The sequence below is a fragment of the Alkalihalophilus marmarensis DSM 21297 genome, from assembly GCF_000474275.2.
Taxonomy (GTDB): Bacteria; Bacillota; Bacilli; order Bacillales; family Bacillaceae_D; genus Alkalihalophilus; species Alkalihalophilus marmarensis.
In genome coordinates this window covers 1-16,644 of record NZ_ATAE01000046.1, presented here as the reverse complement: position 1 = coordinate 16,644, position 16,644 = coordinate 1, and the positions used below count along the sequence as shown (strand labels likewise).

At 40.8% G+C, this 16,644-nt stretch carries 20 protein-coding genes; 14 read left to right on the top strand and 6 right to left on the bottom strand.

The window, feature by feature from the left end:
- Positions 1 to 147: 147 nt before the first annotated feature.
- Positions 148 to 849 carry an SDR family oxidoreductase gene (locus A33I_RS16825; RefSeq protein ID WP_022629501.1) on the top strand — a complete coding sequence of 234 codons (702 nt, stop codon included), beginning with the start codon at positions 148 to 150 and terminating at the stop codon, positions 847 to 849.
- Between the two features lie 231 nt (positions 850 to 1,080).
- Positions 1,081 to 2,484 carry a sucrose-specific PTS transporter subunit IIBC gene (locus A33I_RS16820; protein ID WP_012960799.1) on the top strand — a complete coding sequence of 468 codons (1,404 nt, stop codon included), beginning with the start codon at positions 1,081 to 1,083 and terminating at the stop codon, positions 2,482 to 2,484.
- A gap of 47 nt (positions 2,485 to 2,531) precedes the next feature.
- Here the strand turns inward: A33I_RS16820 and A33I_RS16815 are convergent, their stop codons facing one another.
- Both A33I_RS16815 and A33I_RS21440 read right to left on the bottom strand, forming a co-directional pair.
- Positions 2,532 to 3,503 carry a S8 family peptidase gene (locus A33I_RS16815; RefSeq protein ID WP_022629500.1) on the bottom strand — a complete coding sequence of 324 codons (972 nt, stop codon included), beginning with the start codon at positions 3,501 to 3,503 and terminating at the stop codon, positions 2,532 to 2,534.
- 190 nt (positions 3,504 to 3,693) lie between these two features.
- The gene (locus tag A33I_RS21440) at positions 3,694 to 3,825 is read right to left on the bottom strand and encodes a hypothetical protein (protein ID WP_012960797.1); all 132 of its coding nucleotides are present in this window, start codon (positions 3,823 to 3,825) and stop codon (positions 3,694 to 3,696) included.
- A gap of 316 nt (positions 3,826 to 4,141) precedes the next feature.
- Here A33I_RS21440 and A33I_RS16810 point away from each other — a divergent pair, with 316 nt between their 5' ends.
- The 5 genes from A33I_RS16810 (at position 4,142) to A33I_RS16790 (ending at position 8,708) form a co-directional block, all read left to right on the top strand.
- Positions 4,142 to 4,816 (top strand): uracil-DNA glycosylase, encoded by a 675-nt coding sequence (locus A33I_RS16810; RefSeq protein ID WP_022629499.1) that lies wholly within the window; start codon positions 4,142 to 4,144, stop codon positions 4,814 to 4,816.
- A gap of 500 nt (positions 4,817 to 5,316) precedes the next feature.
- Positions 5,317 to 6,084: a molybdate ABC transporter substrate-binding protein gene (gene modA / locus A33I_RS16805; protein ID WP_055725546.1), complete on the top strand. Its 768-nt coding sequence runs from the start codon at positions 5,317 to 5,319 to the stop codon at positions 6,082 to 6,084.
- On the top strand, positions 6,084 to 6,740 hold the full coding sequence (gene modB, locus A33I_RS16800) for a molybdate ABC transporter permease subunit (RefSeq protein ID WP_022629497.1): 657 nt from the start codon (positions 6,084 to 6,086) through the stop codon (positions 6,738 to 6,740). The genes modA and modB overlap by 1 nt, the downstream gene beginning before the upstream one ends.
- A 36-nt stretch (positions 6,741 to 6,776) precedes the next feature.
- Entirely contained in the window at positions 6,777 to 7,604 is an 828-nt protein-coding gene (locus tag A33I_RS16795) for an aldo/keto reductase (protein WP_022629496.1), read from the top strand.
- A gap of 69 nt (positions 7,605 to 7,673) precedes the next feature.
- Entirely contained in the window at positions 7,674 to 8,708 is a 1,035-nt protein-coding gene (locus A33I_RS16790; RefSeq protein ID WP_022629495.1) for an AbrB family transcriptional regulator, read from the top strand.
- Positions 8,709 to 8,739: 31 nt separating this feature from the next.
- Here the strand turns inward: A33I_RS16790 and A33I_RS16785 are convergent, their stop codons facing one another.
- Entirely contained in the window at positions 8,740 to 9,408 is a 669-nt protein-coding gene (locus A33I_RS16785; protein ID WP_051320857.1) for a spore coat protein, read from the bottom strand.
- Positions 9,409 to 9,723: 315 nt separating this feature from the next.
- Here A33I_RS16785 and A33I_RS16780 point away from each other — a divergent pair, with 315 nt between their 5' ends.
- The 6 genes from A33I_RS16780 (at position 9,724) to A33I_RS16755 (ending at position 14,030) form a co-directional block, all read left to right on the top strand.
- Positions 9,724 to 10,992 (top strand): ammonium transporter, encoded by a 1,269-nt coding sequence (locus tag A33I_RS16780; protein WP_022629493.1) that lies wholly within the window; start codon positions 9,724 to 9,726, stop codon positions 10,990 to 10,992.
- Between the two features lies 1 nt (position 10,993).
- Positions 10,994 to 11,974 (top strand): DUF294 nucleotidyltransferase-like domain-containing protein, encoded by a 981-nt coding sequence (locus tag A33I_RS16775; protein ID WP_022629492.1) that lies wholly within the window; start codon positions 10,994 to 10,996, stop codon positions 11,972 to 11,974.
- Positions 11,975 to 11,979: 5 nt separating this feature from the next.
- Positions 11,980 to 12,717 carry a 3'-5' exonuclease gene (locus tag A33I_RS16770; RefSeq protein WP_022629491.1) on the top strand — a complete coding sequence of 246 codons (738 nt, stop codon included), beginning with the start codon at positions 11,980 to 11,982 and terminating at the stop codon, positions 12,715 to 12,717.
- Positions 12,718 to 12,752: 35 nt separating this feature from the next.
- Positions 12,753 to 13,007, top strand: a complete 255-nt coding sequence (locus A33I_RS16765) for a MerR family transcriptional regulator (RefSeq protein ID WP_012960786.1) — start codon at positions 12,753 to 12,755, stop codon at positions 13,005 to 13,007.
- A 69-nt stretch (positions 13,008 to 13,076) separates the two neighbouring features.
- Positions 13,077 to 13,367: a YwdI family protein gene (locus A33I_RS16760; protein WP_022629490.1), complete on the top strand. Its 291-nt coding sequence runs from the start codon at positions 13,077 to 13,079 to the stop codon at positions 13,365 to 13,367.
- A gap of 150 nt (positions 13,368 to 13,517) precedes the next feature.
- Entirely contained in the window at positions 13,518 to 14,030 is a 513-nt protein-coding gene (locus A33I_RS16755; RefSeq protein ID WP_022629489.1) for a hypothetical protein, read from the top strand.
- On the opposite strand, the gene A33I_RS16750 is transcribed toward A33I_RS16755, so the two are convergent.
- Positions 14,031 to 14,648 carry a GNAT family N-acetyltransferase gene (locus tag A33I_RS16750; RefSeq protein WP_022629488.1) on the bottom strand — a complete coding sequence of 206 codons (618 nt, stop codon included), beginning with the start codon at positions 14,646 to 14,648 and terminating at the stop codon, positions 14,031 to 14,033.
- Positions 14,649 to 14,820: 172 nt separating this feature from the next.
- Here A33I_RS16750 and A33I_RS16745 point away from each other — a divergent pair, with 172 nt between their 5' ends.
- Positions 14,821 to 15,195: a DUF423 domain-containing protein gene (locus tag A33I_RS16745; protein ID WP_022629487.1), complete on the top strand. Its 375-nt coding sequence runs from the start codon at positions 14,821 to 14,823 to the stop codon at positions 15,193 to 15,195.
- Between the two features lie 58 nt (positions 15,196 to 15,253).
- Here A33I_RS16745 and A33I_RS16740 read toward each other — a convergent pair whose 3' ends face one another.
- Complete coding sequence (locus tag A33I_RS16740; protein ID WP_022629486.1) at positions 15,254 to 15,748, bottom strand: hypothetical protein; 495 nt, start codon at positions 15,746 to 15,748, stop codon at positions 15,254 to 15,256.
- 134 nt (positions 15,749 to 15,882) lie between these two features.
- Positions 15,883 to 16,407, bottom strand: a complete 525-nt coding sequence (gerQ, locus tag A33I_RS16735; protein WP_012960780.1) for a spore coat protein GerQ — start codon at positions 16,405 to 16,407, stop codon at positions 15,883 to 15,885.
- Positions 16,408 to 16,644: the final 237 nt, after the last annotated feature.

Genomic DNA, 16,644 nt, shown 5'->3' with positions numbered 1-16,644 from the left:
TAACGTCGGATCTTCATACATTAAGTTGCTGAATGCACACAATAAAGATCTCGACTGACGCAATAGTAATCAATGGACGCATAAAAGGGTTGTGGTGACGCAATCCTTTTCGTCATTAATCATAAAAACAAAAGCAGGTGAATCCTTATGAAAAAGCAGGTAGTAGCGATTACAGGAGCAAGCAGCGGATTAGGTGCAGCTCTTGCCAAAAAATATGCACAAAAGGGAGCACATGTCTGCTTGCTTGGAAGGTCAAAAGAAAAGCTAGAGTCTTCTTTTAACGGCCAAGAAGGAAGTTATTCAGTTCACGCGCTTAATATTGTGAACAAAGAAGAGGTTGCTTCTGTTTTTCACCAGCTGAGTGAAGAGTTTGGCGAAGTGGATATGCTGATCAATAATGCAGGGGTAGGGTATTTTGGATTGGCAGAAGACCTTGGCACAGAAGAGCTTTGTACGATGCTTGATGTAAATGTTAAAGGAACGATCTACCCAACACAAGCGGTCCTTCCTCAAATGAAAGAACGTAACAAAGGAACGATTGTTAATATTGTATCGACTGCAGGGCTTGTAGGAAAAGCGAATGAATCAGGCTATGTAGCAAGTAAGTTTGCTGTTCGTGGATTTACGGAGAGTTTGCAGGCTGAACTCAGTGACACAATGATTCGAATTAGCGGTATTTATATGGGCGGCATGGATACTCCTTTTTGGGATGGCATATTCTCAGGTGAGAAGCGTAAAATGTTAATGCAGCCAAAGGATGTGGCAGAAGTCATTGTTCATAACCTTGATGAGCGAGCAAACCTTTCCGTTGATGAGGTCATCATTCGAAATAAAAAGCCAAAAAAGTAAACAAAGTGTTTGACGAAAACTGTCGAAGCGGTTAAAATGTAAGCGAAAACATCATAAGCGGGATTGTTACTGATTATGCAGGCAAGACCTAAAATGGAGGAACGGGATACGTCTACCCAAATGACGGATTCTGACCATTTTAGGTCTTTTTTTGCATGAATTGGGTATTGAAGGGATAAGGATTCTGCTTAGACAAAAACTATAGAGAGCTTAAATAAGGAGGAAATAAAAATGGATACGAAAAAAGTAGCCCATGAGCTTGTTGATCTGCTTGGCGGAGCTGACAACGTTGTAAGTGCCACTCATTGTGCAACTCGTCTGCGAATTGTGCTAAATGATGATGACAAGCCGGATAAAAGTCAAATTGAAGAGTTAGACGGGGTAAAGGGAGTATTTAAAGCATCTGGTCAATACCAAGTCATTTTTGGAACGGGTCTTGTTAATAAGGTTTACGCTGAGTTTGCTGAATTAACAGGACTAGGCACAAAAGATACAGACGGGGGAGAAAAGCAAGTAGATCACGCAGATGCTGCTAAAAAGAAAATGAATCCCCTCGCTCGGATAGCGAGAACTCTCTCTAACATTTTCGTTCCAATCATTCCGGCGATCGTAGCGAGTGGTCTTTTAATGGGTTTATTAGGGATGCTTCAGGCCTTCGAACTTGTTCCGCCTGACAGTCCATGGATTCTATTTTTAGATATGTTCTCAAGTGCCGCATTTATTATTTTACCGATTTTAATTGGTTTTAGTGCTGCCAAAGAATTTGGTGCCAATCCGTATTTAGGGGCAGTTCTTGGTGGAATCATGACGCACCCGGCGCTGTTAAACCCTTGGACATTAGCCGATGCTGAACCGGAAACGATTCAATTTCTTGGAATGAATGTTGATCTTCTAGGGTATCAAGGTACGGTTATTCCGATATTATTAGTCGTTTATATTATGAGTAAAATTGAGCGCGGTGTACGTAAAGTCGTGCCTAATGCGATTGATTTACTCGTCACACCATTTGTGACAGTCATTGTAACTGGTTTTATTGCGATGCTATTCGTTGGGCCGCTTGGGACAATGATTGGAAATGGTCTAACGTGGGGTCTTGATTATATTTATAACACAGCAGGCATTTTTGCAGGTCTCCTGTTTGGAGGGCTTTACTCAACGATTGTTATTACAGGAGTTCATCACAGCTTCCACGCAATTGAAGCGGCTCTGATTGCTGACTTTGGCATGAACTTCTTACTGCCAATCTGGGCAATGGCAAACGTAGCCCAAGGTGGAGCGGGTCTTGCAGTATTCTTCCTGACAAAGAACCCTAAAGTGAAAGAAATTGCGATCCCTGCATCATTCTCTGCATTCCTAGGTATTACCGAACCAGTAATCTTTGGTGTGAACTTACGCTTTATGCGACCGTTTATCGGAGCTGCTATCGGTGGCGCTCTAGGAGGGGCATACGTTGTATTTACTAATGTAGTAACGAATGCATATGGATTAACAGGAATTCCAATGTTCGCGATTGCGGCACCTTTTGGAACAGCGAATATCATTAATTATGCAATTGGTATATTAATCGCTGCAGGTGGTGCCTTTGTAGCTACGTTATTACTTGGTTTAAAAGAAGATGCTGAGAAGAAAAAATAATTTCGCATAAAAGAACAGGCCTGCTCATTAGAGCGGGCCTGTTTCGTTTATTTAGTAGAGCTAGTCGAATATTCGGCATCCTCTACTGATACAACGCTTGATGATAATTTCAACAGCCCGCTTCCTTGTGCACGGCGGCTGAAGTTAAGAGAAACGGTGTGCTTGATCAGTTGTGCGAAAATTTCTGGTTCGGTCAACGTTCTTTCAAACTCTTTTTCTCCTTGTTCAATTAACAGGGCACAAGCACCGGATACATGCGGTGTAGCCATTGATGTGCCGGATAAGACAGCATAACCGTTGTTAAGGTAAGTTGAAATAATTTCTTCGCCTGGTGCGACAAGGTCAATCGCACAATTTGTATTGCTGAATCTAGAGATCTCGCCTTCTAGATTGACAGAACCTACTTGAACGACTTCTGGATAAGCTCCAGGGTAGGCATATTCATCTGTGTCATGATTGCCATCCCCTTCATTTCCAGCTGCACATACGACTAAAATATCCTCGGCTACAGCATCTTTTATCGCTTGGTGAAGTTCAGGAGTATCAATTCTTCCCCCTAGTGACATAGAAATGACACGAACTCGTTCATTGTTTGGTCCACGCCAATTTATCGCATAACGAACCCCTTCAATAACCCATTTTGTATCTCCATACCCTTGTCCGCTAAGCACCTTTACAACGAGCAGTTTCGCTTTTGGTGCGGTCCCAATGACGCCTTTGTCATTCTCACAGGCAGCAACCGTTCCGCATACGTGAGTACCATGACCGTTAGAATCTTCTACATTATCAGGGTCGCTGTTATCATCTGTAGTAAAGTTACGACCATCAATAATTTGATCCTTAAATTCGATGTGGGTCGTTTCACACCCTGTATCTAGAACAGCTACAACAGTATTGCCACCCTTATATCCAGCCTCCCATACGGCTGGTGCTTCAATCATTTCAATACCGGGCGGAATAATCTTTGTGTCATTTAGAACCTTTTCAACTTTGAATGGAATCAGGCTCACTTTACTCAATGCGACTCCCCCTAGTGAATAAGAATTTTTTTGATAAAAAGTGCTAAAATGCTCGACATATATCCCATTTACACTTACAATATAAATACACTTATATTAGATTGAAAATTTAGAAAGTTTGTTGTATAAATTAGTTTATTCGGTATTATACTTTACTCGTAGGCAAAAAAATCTCATATAGGCGATTTCCTCAAGGGAATCGTCTTCTCTTTTTAGGCTTCTTTTTAATCTCTTTTAAATGTTTGATACCTAACATGACGGTAGAGAAGCAAGTGGCAGCAAGTACGGACAACGTCAACAACTGCTCAAGCAACTCCATCACTTTTATCCCCCCCTTTTTTACAAAAAGAGCCCTACACAGTAGAAGAACGACTGGTAGGACTCGTGTTATAAGAGTCTGCATAGGTGCATTATAATGTAAGGATAAATATGGAATATATGTCACTTCTGATTGTACCACAGCTGTAAAATTCTCACAATAATAGTTTGAATATTCAGTTATATCGTCCTGTTTAATCTTATAATTCGACAGGTGTGTCCTAATGCTTTTATACTACTTGTTTAGTGAGACAAAAGCATTTACTTTGTCCCATGTTATACTACTAAAAAACTGAGATATAACATGGAGGTAAACAGGTATGAGTATCTTAAAGAATGATTGGAACGAACTGCTTAAAGATCAGTTTGAGCAGCCTTATTATAAAGAGCTACGCGAGTTTTTAAAAAAGGAATACCAAGAGGAAATCGTTTATCCCTCAATGCATCACCTTTTTGAAGCTCTTCAATTAACATCTTACCGTGATACAAAAGTGGTCATTCTTGGGCAGGACCCCTATCACGGACTTGATCAAGCACATGGACTAAGCTTTTCAGTGAGGCCTGAAGTCCGCATACCGCCATCCCTTCAAAATATGTTTAAAGAATTAAAAGAAGATCTCGGCGCCTCGATTCCTAATAACGGATATCTTGTTCCCTGGGCAGAGCAAGGTGTTCTTTTATTAAATACTGTTCTCTCGGTAAGGGGAGGACAAGCAGCTTCACATAAAGGGCGCGGCTGGGAGCTCTTTACCGATCGGGTGATTGACCTTCTGAATGAAAGAGAAAAGCCAGTCATCTTTGTACTTTGGGGTAAGCATGCAGAAGCAAAAAGCAAGCGAATTACAAATGACCATCATTTTATCATTACAGCTCCGCATCCGAGTCCCCTCTCAGCTCATCGCGGATTTTTTGGAAGCAGACCATTTTCAAAGATCAATAGGATATTAACAGAAATGGGAGAGGAGCCGATTGAGTGGCAGCTCCCAAATCGATAAAAGACTAGGATGTAACGAAAAGGTTTAACTTAGAAGACGAACGAATCGCTAATTAATGTAACTCCCTTAGAAAAAGTTGATCTGAAGGGAGTTTTTCCTGCGCCCTTATAGTGGTTGTTGATCTTCGCTATAATTAACAGGAGAGGAGTTTGAAAGTTTCTCAACTCATTAAAAAGCAGCTTTCATCGACTTCATCTAGATAAACGGTAAACCTACCTCTCTAATCCCTCTACTTAAGTTGCACAAAACATAACCCAGCGAAGTATATTTCAGGAGCGTTATAATTAAGCTGCATCTGTAAGGTTTGTATTTTTACATGTTAAAGACTTTTATCCCAGCCCCTCTCTTCTTTATTTTACTTGCTGTTATGGGAATATTTTTAAAAATGAGCAAATGCCTTCAAATGGAATTTGGAAAAAGGTAGAATGGAGTAGATTGTACATACTATTTATACGAACAGACCACAAATGACAGACCACAATAGAAAGGCTAAAAGCAAGATGATAAATAAACTAATTGGCACACTCTTTGTTTTACATGTATTTATAATGACAGGCTGTACTAACGCAAATGATGAAGATGAACCGTTATATATTGCAGCTGCATCCGATTTGTATCATGCATTAACGGAGGCGGGGGAGGAATTTACAAATGAGACGGGGATTCCTCTTGAGTTTACGTTTGGTTCTACGGGATTGATTACTCAGCAAATCAACGAGGGTGCGCCTTATGATTTGTTTTTAGCTGCACATGAATCCTACATTGATGAGTTGATTGAGCAAGAAGCAATACTGGTTGATTCAAAACATTATTATGCCATTGGCCGCAATGTATTGATGTATGAAGAGGAAAGTTTCCTATCAGAAAGCGGGCAAGAGCAGCAATATCTTTTAAGCGATGAGGTAGGGATCATTGCGATTGCTAACCCTGAACACGCGCCTTACGGAAAGGCAGCTAAAGAGACATTAGAGGCATGGGGAATCTGGGAGCAGATAGAAGAAAAGCTCGTCTATGCAGAAAATATTAGACAAGCCTATCAATATGTTGATTCAGGCAATGCTGATGTTGGTATGGTAGCTTTGGCTTTAGTAAGTGATACAGATTACGAGTATCAACTTGTTGATGAGGCTACACATGAGCCGATTATTCAGGCATTGGGAATTCCAGCTGTTTCATCTAAGCAGGAAGAAAGTGAGCAATTCATTGAGTATTTAACAGGAAAACGCGGACAAGAAATTTTAGTGAAATACGGGTTTGATTTGCCGTAATGGAGACGATCTTAACACCTTTACTGTTATCACTTCGAATATCAATGATTTCCACCGCGTTTGCATTTGTCATTGGAATGTTGCTTGCTTGGTGGTTTGCTTTTCATAAAAACAGGCTTACAAGACTGCTTTCTGTGTTAGTTACGATTCCTTTAATCGTTCCTCCAACCGTTCTTGGATACTATTTACTTATCTCGCTTGGCCGGAACAGCTTCATAGGTCAGTGGATAGAAGGGTTAACAGGGGAACCGATTGTTTTTACGTGGAAAGCGGCGGTTATTGCAGCTGCTATTGCGGCCCTTCCGCTCTTAATCCGCCCGATACAGGCATCGTTTGAGTCTATTTCCACATCGGTACTTGATGCAGCAAAACTAGACGGTGCTCATGGCCTTCAATTACTACGGTATATCATTGCACCGCTCGCTTATAAAGGGATTTTAGCAGGTCTTGTATTAGGGTTTGCGAGGGCGATGGGGGAGTTTGGTGCGACGATTATGGTCGCAGGGAATATCCCCGGAAAGACGCAAACCTTGTCCATTGCCATTTATGATGCTGTTCAAGCGAACCGAATGATGGATGCCCATTTAATGGTTCTCGCACTAAGCGTTACAACGATCATTTTTTTAATTTTGTTGTCCAAATGGTATAAATCTTAAAAAAGGATAATTAATTTGAAAAAGGAGCTGACAGATATGAATGCAAGTACAGCGTACGCAACGCTCAATAATGGAGTGGAAATGCCATGGCTTGGTCTTGGGGTGTACAAAGCTGAAGACGGAGCTGAAGTAGAACAAGCAGTTATTAAAGCGATTGAAGCTGGGTATCGAAGCATTGATACCGCGTCTTTTTATTTTAATGAAGAAGGTGTTGGCAGTGCCATTAAGAAAAGCGGGGTGGCAAGAGAAGAGCTTTTCATTACGACAAAAGTGTGGAATGATGATCAAGGGTATGAGTCTACTCTTCGTGCATTCGATCAAAGCATGGACAAGCTGGGTCTCGATGTACTTGATCTTTATTTAGTTCACTGGCCGGTTGAGGGTAAATTTAAGGATACGTGGAAAGCGCTTGAGACGTTGTATAAAGCAGGAAAAGTTCGTGCGATCGGTGTAAGTAACTTTAATGTTACTCATCTAGAAGAGCTGTTAAAAACAGCTGAAATCAAGCCTATGGTGAATCAAATTGAGTTTCATCCCTATTTATTGCAAGAAGATCTAAGGAAGTATTGTAAGGAGCAAGGGATTCAAGTAGAGGCTTGGCGGCCATTGACAAAAGGCGACATCTTCTCTAATCCAACTGTCCAAGAGATAGCGAACGCTCATAATAAAACCCCTGCACAGGTCTTATTGCGCTGGAATATCGAACATGAAGTCGTAACGATCCCGAAATCTGTAACAGAGTCACGGATTATCGAAAACAGCGAGATCTTTGATTTTGAACTGACACAAGAAGACATTAGAAAGCTTGATGAGTTAAATGAAGATAAGCGTTATGGTCCTGACCCGGAGACCTTTGACTTTTAATAGGACAGAAGCCTTCAATTGATGTGGATTGAAGGCTTATCGTCGTTAATTATATAAGGAGCGGTTTGCATGCTGCAAAAAGCAACTTTTCTTATCATTGCAGCCCTTGTTGGAGCTGCTTTTTCTTACTTGAATGTTCCTGCAGGGTGGCTATTAGGTTCATTAGTGACAGGTATTGTTAGTGCATTTTATATAAAAAAACTATTCTTTTCAGATTCTCTTTTTAAAGTATCATTAGCAATAATAGGCGGAAATATTGGATTTATGGTGGTCCCCGAACAATTTCTTACCTACCACATGTTAATCGGGCCATTTTTGATTACCCTTATTTTAACGATTGTGGGCGGTATTCTTTTAGGGAGATTTCTTTTGAAATATACAGGCATGCACCCCAACACAGCTTTCTTTTGCTGTATGCCTGGAGGGGCTTCAGAGGTGATTGCTCTGAGTAAGGAATATGGAGCGGACCAGCGGCTTGTGGCAGCCTTTCATACAACAAGAATTACTTTGTTTGTCTTCGTCATTCCGTTTATCGTCGGTTTGAGTCATCCAGTTGTAAATTCAGGTCTTTCTTCAAACGGTGTATCATTCACAAGCGGAAGTACAGCGATTGCTGCATTAATCATAGTTGTGATTGTGACTTTATGGTTAGGGGCTAGAGTGAGGTTCCCGGGTTCTGCTTTGTTTTTTGCTATTGTCCTTGGATTTTCTGTGCATCAATGGGTGGTTCCTGCTTCTGAGATGCCGTTTTTTGTGACAGGTCTTGCGCAAGCGTTAATGGGCGCCATTATTGGAATGCGGTTTGATCGTGAAACCTTTCAGGAAATAAAACGGGTAGGAGGGGCAAGTGCGCTAACACTCGCTTTATACTTTTTAATGAGCTTTGGGCTTGCTGCGATCTTCTTTTTCCTCACTCCTATCAACTATTCGACAAGCCTCTTAAGCATTGTTCCTGCAGGAGCCGCTGAAATGGCTTCAACAGCTACGATGCTTGCTATTGAACCTACAATGGTCGCCACATTGCAAATGCTTAGAGTGCTAGCCTTATTTCTTGTATTGCCTTTTTTGATCAAGTGGTTTGCCGAGAAACCTAAAACACATTAAACCCGTAGTGAATTCTCACTACGGGTTTGTTTTATTGCATGAAAGGTTGTTGCTGTTGCTGCGTTTGATTTTCGCCGCCATTTGGCATTTGCGGCGGTGCGGTTGTTTTAGCATAAGCTTGTGTCATGGTTTGCATATCTTGCTGCTTTAACTGAGGCACTTGATAATATCCGTGTTTATTTTGGTATAAAAACACTTCATAAGCCATCTCAATCATATTTGGAACTGTATCTGCTAAAATTCTGCGCAGTACAGGGTTCGTCATCTCAACTGAAGTCATTGTCATTGTAGAGGCTGTTGTCTTAAGAAGTCCTAACATATGTGCAGATAAGCCAGCTTCTTTAATTTCTGAAATGGAGCGGTTCGGCTTTTTCGGCTGCGTGGGGCTGACACCGAATACGACATCATTGGATTGAGTCATTTTATATACATCTGTGGATCCGCCTTGTGGCTTCGATCCCGTAGAAAATGCATCGACGATTAAATTATATTGACTCTCAATAAAAGCGTACTGGCGATCAAGAATGTCAATTAACTCCTGATCCTTCATAAATGAACGGAACATCATATATTGATCAAGGACGTTAATCATTTCTGCGATAATCTCATGCGCATCAAATACTTCGTGGCCTCCATGGCTCATGTTTTGCGGTAACTGATTTGACTGCAATTGGTTTGACTGCATTTGAGATTGATTCATCATTTGCTGTTGTTGGTTTAATTGATTTGTCTGGTTCATCATAAAACCTCCCTGTCTCTTTAGAGGAAGACGAAAATCCCCCTTTGTTACTCTTTCTCTAATCACATTTTTCATTCTGGCACTTTTAGTAAAATGACTGAAACCCCAATGTATTAAGCGTTTTCATGGTTGTGAGGGTAAACAGAAACCATGTCAGCTTATCTTACAAGACAGTAGATTCTGAATATTCAAAACGTATAATAGGACTTAACAACAGATGTTAGCTTACATGACGAACAGAGTAAGCAGCTTCAAAAACAAAGGGGGAGTCAGAAGATGGATGAATTATTTTTGATGAATAACCTGTGGGTAATGGTTTGTGCGGTGCTTGTCATGTTAATGCAAGGTGGGTTTATCTTGCTCGAAGCAGGTTCAACCAGAATGAAGAATGCAGGGCATATTGCAGGGAAAACCATTTTTACAATTGGGATTGCATCACTCGTATTCTGGGCAGTAGGTTATGGATTTATATATGGCGAAGGGAATTTATTTATTGGACTAAGTGATTTCTTCTTCGGAGATTTCACCACGATGTTTGACGGTTTAGCAGGATCGATTGATTTCTTTTTCCAGCTGGCATTTGCAGCTATTGCTTTAACGATTGCGTTCGGAGGATTTGCTGAGCGTGCGAAATTATCTGCATATATCGTATTTGCTGTATTATTCTCGGCATTTGTGTATCCAATTGTGGCGCACTGGATTTGGGGTGACGGCTGGTTAGCTGAGCTTGGTAAGCAAGATTTCGCAGGTTCAACCGTTGTTCATTTAACAGGTGCAATGGCGGCACTTGCAGCAACGATTCTATTGAAGCCTCGTCTTGGAAAATTCAATAAAGATGGTTCAGTCAATGATTTGGCAGGGCATAACCAGGTGTATACAGCATTAGGGGTTTTAATTTTATGGGTTGGTTGGTTCGGATTTAACGCAGGTAGTACATTAGGTGTAGATGGTGCATTCTTTGGATATGTTGCATTAAACACTCAGCTTGCAGCAGCTGCTGGTGCAGTAGCCGCTCTATTTATTGCCTGGGCAATTCTCGGTAAATCAGATGTTCCGACGATGTTAAACGGGGCACTGGCAGGTCTTGTAGCTATTACAGCATCTTGTGCATTTGTTGCTCCTTGGGCAGCAGTTATAATCGGTCTTATTGGCGGACTAATCGTATTCTTCAGCATGAAATTCTTTGATAAAGCAAAAATTGACGATCCAATCTTTGCTCTATCTGTACACGGTGTTGCTGGTGTGTGGGGTACAATTTCAACTGGATTCTTTGCTACACCAGAACTAGCAGCATTAAATGGCGGAAGTGCCGGTTTATTTTATGGCGGTGGATTATCTCAATTAGGTGTTCAAGCATTGAGCGTAGTCGTTTGCGGAGCATTTGCTTTTATCGCATCTTATGTATTGTTATTAGTGACAAAAGCGATTGTCGGCGGCCTGCGTGTATCTGAAGAAGAAGAGATTCTTGGTCTTGATTTAAGTGAACACGGAAGCTACGGATATCCTGAAAGCATGCCGGAAAAAGAAGAAAAAGCAGGAGCATAGGATGTCTGTTTCCAAGAAGGTCTCTTTTATAGAAGATGAGCACAAAGGTGAAGATTTAAGGCAATCAGCATTGAATGAAGTAAAGCCGAGCAAGCTGCAAGACATTCATGAACGAATGATAGAGCAAGCGGTATGCCGGGCATTGAAAACAGTTGAAAGTGAGTGGGGAAGTCCTCCTGCTCACTTTGCTTTCTTTGTGATGGGAAGTGCAGGCAGGCTTGAGCAGTCTTATTATAGTGACCAAGATCATGGAATCGTCTATGACGATGACTCTAATCAATTTGAAGATTATTTTATGAGACTTGGCGGTGAAATCACCTCAGAGCTGAAGGCAGCTGGCTATGAAGAGTGTGACGGTAAAGTAATGGCTTCAACAAAACGTTGGTGTAAGTCAAGAACGGAGTGGCAAAAGCAAATCGATCAGTGGGTAAAAGAGGATACGTGGGAGACGCTTCGTTATGTACTAACATTAGCTGATGCCAGACATTTTATGGGTGAAGCTAATTATATTATTGAGTTGAAAGAGCGGTTGCAGCATCATTTGAAAACAAAACCAGATCTTCTTAAACGGTTAACGGAAAACACAGGGAGAGTAAAAAAAGGGATCGGCTTTTTCGGTCAATTATTAACAGAGCCAAAAGGAATTCATCAAGGTAAATTTGATCTCAAGCAAACGGTACTCTTTCCTTACGTGAATGGACTGCGCCTTCTTGCGTTAAAAGAAAACATTATGGCGACCTCTACCCTTGAGAGGATGAAGAAGCTTCCTGCTGCTTATGGTCATATAAAAAGCCATCAGCTTTCTTTTCAAGAATTGCTCACTCACCGGCTTTCTTTTCAACGCGGCCACAAAGAATATGCTGGGATTCACTTTGTTGATATTGACCGCCTTTCTTCTTCTGACAAACAGCGTCTAAAAGAATGGGTGCGTGAGGGGCACGAGCTGTATCAATATATTGAAAATGTATTAATGAAGGGTTGATCCTCATGGTAATGAACCATATGGTGCAATTGGTTAAACAGCTATCGACTAAATTAAGTCCTAGTATGTATGCTTCTACCTTGCAAAGCTCACAAGCTGAAGGCTTAGCAAGGCTGAGGCAGATTCAAAGAGAATTAAAAAATGATGACGTGCTCGATCAGCCTCTTCATTCCCTTTCTTTTATAGTTTTTGATTTAGAAACAAGCGGCTTCTTTCCCGACAAAGGCGACGAAATACTCTCAATAGGGGCCGTGAAGATGAAAGGAGCTGAGGTGCTTTTCGAAGAGAGCTTTTATTCTACAGTGCAATGTAAGAAAGAACCGTCTTCAGATGTATTGTCGCTTACAGGTCTTACGTTAGAAGAGCTCCAATCTTCAAGGCCGTTAATAGAGGTATTAAATGATTTTTATGAGTTTGTCGGCGGGGGGACCTTAGTTGCTCATCATGCTACTCATGAAAAACGTTTTATGTCCCACATGACGTGGCAGTTAATGAGGATGCCGTTTGCCCACCGAATTATTGATACAACTTTCCTTACAAGGGTGGTTGCTCACGATGAAAATCTTGTAACCTTAGATGAATGCTGCACCTACTACAATATTCCTATCACAACGAGGCATCATGCCCTCTATGATGCGAAAATGACAGCTGAACTTTGGGGGCAGTGCTTAAAGATTGCACAAGAGAAAGGATTCTCGACGTTACGCGAGATTTATATTTATTTAGCAACATTAAAAAAATAGTTGTAAAATATAGGGTTGGTAAAGGAGGGGAGGGTGTGGATCCGACGGTTTCTAAAAAGAAAGCCTGTTTTCCGATTCGTGTCGTGATGGAGATGACCAGTCTCACAGCAAGGCAGATCCGTTACTACGAGGAACAAGGATTAATTAAACCGGTGCGAAATGAAGGAAACCAACGAATGTTTTCGTTAGAAGACATTGAAAGATTTAGATTAATTAAATCCTATATTGAACAGGGCATTAATGTAGCCGGTATAAAGACTATTTTGGCAGCCAACGTGCAGGATGTGTAACCTGCGTGATGGTTGTCTTTTTATGTTCTCAATATGATAATATGGGAAGAGAAAAGAGAGGTGTCAGTTATGAATATTTCAGGAAAATCGATCGTCAATCAGATGGAAGAGCAGGTAAGTCGTTTGCGTGAAGCTGTTGATAGAGGCGATGTCTCGGCGATTCGTGAGTATACTGCCGTGATTGAATCTCATTGCCAGCTCATTAAAAGTGGAACCTCTGCCAAGCAGACAGAAATACCAGCGGCTTCATATGCACATACACCAGTTCCAACAACTTATCCGAACGAGACAAAAATTATTTCATCTTCCGTGCAGCAAAATGAGCCAGCTCCGCCCAAAGATAATTTACTCGACTTTTAGTCAAACCTGCTCCAAGAAGAATGGGGCGGGTTTTATTTTGTATATAAAGGATTTATTCACCAAATATTGAAAAAAGTGAAACCGACAAGGAGGTTAATGCGTCTATATAGAGAAGCGTGATCTTATAGAGAGGGGAGCAGCCAACATACTATGGCTAAATGGTCTACTTTTCAAATTCTTGTCATCGCAAATGTAATCTTATTTATGTTTATGTTAGAGAGAATGGTGAGCTCTCGTACCATCCAGCCGCCTACTGCTGGTGAGCCAGCTGTTAACAGCAGCTTTTCTACTCTCATTGTCTACATAATTATTTTAATCGGTGTTTATTTATTATTTCTATTTGAAGCCAAAAAGAATAGAGACATTTTTCGTCATAAAGCATGGCTGAAAATGCCTCAAGTATCCTTTGTGATTGCAATTGTATCTACTGTTCTTTTTCTTGTGATGGCCACAATCGGCCCTTTATTTGCCTGGGTAGAACAATTTCGTTTTCTTCTCTACTTATTAGGCAGTGTGTTTTTGTTTATGACATACTTGTTTATCTTTTCACTGATCCATAAGAGCCGTTTTGATGAAAAGCGTGTGGAAGGAGCCGTTCACTGGTCGTTAATCTGGACAACCGTGTTATTTGCAGGAACATTTTATCTTTTTCCTAGCCTATGATTATAGTTTATTTTGCCATTCAACTAAAACCGCGTAGTCAAGAGACTCATCATCATCTAAATAATTCGGCAGAGCTTGCAGAGGAGTCAGACCTTGTTTGATCATGAACGATAAAACAAGGTCATGAATCTCGCCTGAATGTACCTTTTTAATGTAGGAATCAATATCTAAGTGCTGAGCATATTCATGATAATTAGGAACTCTGCAGCCAGCTAAGAATCGGGTGAGTTCAAGCTCTTCCACAACCTCTTTTCTTGCTTCGTACAGGGCACCTGCAATCCCTCGGCCACGGTAGCTAGGTCTTACACAGACATCAATTCCGTATAAGCTGTCCCCGTGTGGATTATGGCTGCGGCGAATAAAGCCATTGTCACTTACCTCATCCCAGGTGTGCGGCTCGCCAGTATATTGAATAATAAGGGAGGTAGCTGACCCGACGATTACTCCATCAATCTCAGCGACAAGAGCTCCCTTTGGAAATGTTTCCACATGCGATCTTATTTGTTCCTTGCTCCACCACAATTCCTCAGGAAAAGGCGGCGGGAATGCTTCTTTCTGAACATCAAGCAACCCTTCATAATCCTCTAATGTATATGGGCGAATGTTCAATTTACTCATCTAACTCCTCCTATTACTTCTTTTCTGTCATTTTATCTGATTTTTCCAAATGTTTCACATGAAAAAACTTAGAAAATGGCAATTTGTTTAATTTTCACTTTGAAATTTTGTTTTAGACATTAGTATGCTATTCTTAAAACAACGTTAGATTGTAATGGTAAGGAGTGTAAAGATGGCTAAACTATTCATTTTACTAGGCAGTATTGTTATGGCATTGTCTGTAGCGATTGGAGCATTTGGGGCACATGGACTTGAGCCGCGTTTATCAGAGCGTATGATGAAAAATTACCAAACAGGCGTGCAATATCATATGATACATGGGATTGGATTATTAATTGTTGGGATCGTAGCACTGAAACTGACTTCATCAAGCATGTTAAACGGGGCAGGCTGGAGTTTTCTTATTGGAATTATTTTATTCTCAGGAAGCTTGTATGCCATGGCGTTAACAGGCATTACTAAACTTGGAGCGATTACACCGATTGGCGGATTAGCATTTATTGTCGGCTGGGTGCTCTTAGGGGTTGCCGTTGTTAGAGGCTTGTAATAAATAGTTGATAGATGTAGATACCTCATAAATAAAAACGCGCTAAGCTGCGCGTTTTTTATTTATGTTTCATTAAGGCATAACGTTTCACTAAAATATATGCCAAGGAAAGGAACAGGGAAAGAGTAAGAAACATGAGATAGGTGTTTAGGTTAAAATAGAGCTTATTTGTATGCACAGAGAGCAAAGAAGAAGTGATCTGCTCAATATAATACCAATCAACATAGCCCCATTCCTTTTGATACGCCTCAGCCAAGACTTCACGATAATTATCAAATGCAGTACGTTGATAAGTTAATCCAACTAACCAATGAAGGAGTAGCGCCATCATCGTGATCGTAACTGCACGAATACTAACTCTAAAATGTTCGATGACCTTTATCATTGAAAAAATGAAACCAACGAAAAGAATAACTAAAATAGGTATAAGTAAAAGCATAGGATTTCCGTTTCCTGACACAGAACCAGGGGGAGGGGTGGATAGATTAAAGATATAAAAGAATAAACCGCTCATTAGAATGCTAATAAACAATAAAATAAAGTGTCTTTTCATTGCAGAACCTCATATCTTTGTATATTCATGTGACTATTAAATCCTTCTTACAGTTTAGCATTTAATTCCAAATTTTGCGCGTATTTACAAAGGTAATAAAAAAAGACGCCTTCTTCAAAGCGTCTCGTTGTCTATTATTCTGGTCTTGGCGAATATTGTGCTAACTGGGCACCTTGGCCGCTGTTAAATGGATATTCATATTCAATCGGCTCATCAAAGGTTACATAATCTAAATTAACCATTAACAGTAAATAGTACATGCCTGTATCTGGGTCGCTGATCACAATATGATCACGGCCTGCTTCTTCTACACGCCCTCTAAAGATCATGGCATTCCACTCGGAATTATTTTCAAAGGTCATATAAAAAGTACCAATTTTTCCTCGGTTTAAACGTAGAATATTTTCTATAAATGATTGCTCAAGCGGCAGCATTCCCGTACCTCCAAATTGCTGCTGAACAAAACCAGGTACTTGATAGTTTTGAGCAGAGAAAAACTGTCCTGCTTGCGGCTGCATCGTTGGCTGTTGTTGCTGCATCATCGGTTGCTGTTGCTGCATTTGAGCTCCTTGCATTTGCTGGGTAAAAGCCTGTTGATTAATGAAGTCTTTATTATCTGGTTGCTGCTGTGGTGATTGTTGATTCCATGATTGATACACTATTTATCGCCCCTTTTCTCTTTACGTGCCTAGCTTTGGCTCCTTGCCTTGCGGGAAATAACGGTGCATCGAATGAAGACAAAAAGCGTCTTCATATCGCTGCCCTAAGTTTTCGAATGCCAGAACATGCCCCTCCGCTTTTCATGTCTAGCTTCAAGGCATTGCCCTTCGAGAAACTTTTGTGAATCAAACGAAGTCAAAAAACGACTTCTTTTTGCTTCCCCTAAGTTTTCGAAT

Excerpts from the sequence above, each read along its gene's own strand:
- A33I_RS16810 (WP_022629499.1), top strand. The coding sequence starts at position 4,142 with ATGAGTATCTTAAAGAATGATTGGAACGAACTGCTTAAAGATCAGTTT.
- A33I_RS16760 (WP_022629490.1), top strand. The coding sequence starts at position 13,077 with ATGAATATTTCAGGAAAATCGATCGTCAATCAGATGGAAGAGCAGGTA.
- A33I_RS16775 (WP_022629492.1), top strand. The coding sequence starts at position 10,994 with ATGTCTGTTTCCAAGAAGGTCTCTTTTATAGAAGATGAGCACAAAGGT.
- A33I_RS16745 (WP_022629487.1), top strand. The coding sequence starts at position 14,821 with ATGGCTAAACTATTCATTTTACTAGGCAGTATTGTTATGGCATTGTCT.
- A33I_RS16820 (WP_012960799.1), top strand. The coding sequence starts at position 1,081 with ATGGATACGAAAAAAGTAGCCCATGAGCTTGTTGATCTGCTTGGCGGA.
- modA (WP_055725546.1), top strand. The coding sequence starts at position 5,317 with ATGATAAATAAACTAATTGGCACACTCTTTGTTTTACATGTATTTATA.
- A33I_RS16795 (WP_022629496.1), top strand. The coding sequence starts at position 6,777 with ATGAATGCAAGTACAGCGTACGCAACGCTCAATAATGGAGTGGAAATG.
- A33I_RS16750 (WP_022629488.1), bottom strand. The coding sequence starts at position 14,648 with ATGAGTAAATTGAACATTCGCCCATATACATTAGAGGATTATGAAGGG.
- modB (WP_022629497.1), top strand. The coding sequence starts at position 6,084 with ATGGAGACGATCTTAACACCTTTACTGTTATCACTTCGAATATCAATG.
- A33I_RS16790 (WP_022629495.1), top strand. The coding sequence starts at position 7,674 with ATGCTGCAAAAAGCAACTTTTCTTATCATTGCAGCCCTTGTTGGAGCT.
- A33I_RS16780 (WP_022629493.1), top strand. The coding sequence starts at position 9,724 with ATGGATGAATTATTTTTGATGAATAACCTGTGGGTAATGGTTTGTGCG.
- A33I_RS16740 (WP_022629486.1), bottom strand. The coding sequence starts at position 15,748 with ATGAAAAGACACTTTATTTTATTGTTTATTAGCATTCTAATGAGCGGT.
- A33I_RS16755 (WP_022629489.1), top strand. The coding sequence starts at position 13,518 with ATGGCTAAATGGTCTACTTTTCAAATTCTTGTCATCGCAAATGTAATC.
- A33I_RS16770 (WP_022629491.1), top strand. The coding sequence starts at position 11,980 with ATGGTAATGAACCATATGGTGCAATTGGTTAAACAGCTATCGACTAAA.
- A33I_RS16785 (WP_051320857.1), bottom strand. The coding sequence starts at position 9,408 with ATGAATCAATCTCAAATGCAGTCAAACCAATTGCAGTCAAATCAGTTA.
- A33I_RS16825 (WP_022629501.1), top strand. The coding sequence starts at position 148 with ATGAAAAAGCAGGTAGTAGCGATTACAGGAGCAAGCAGCGGATTAGGT.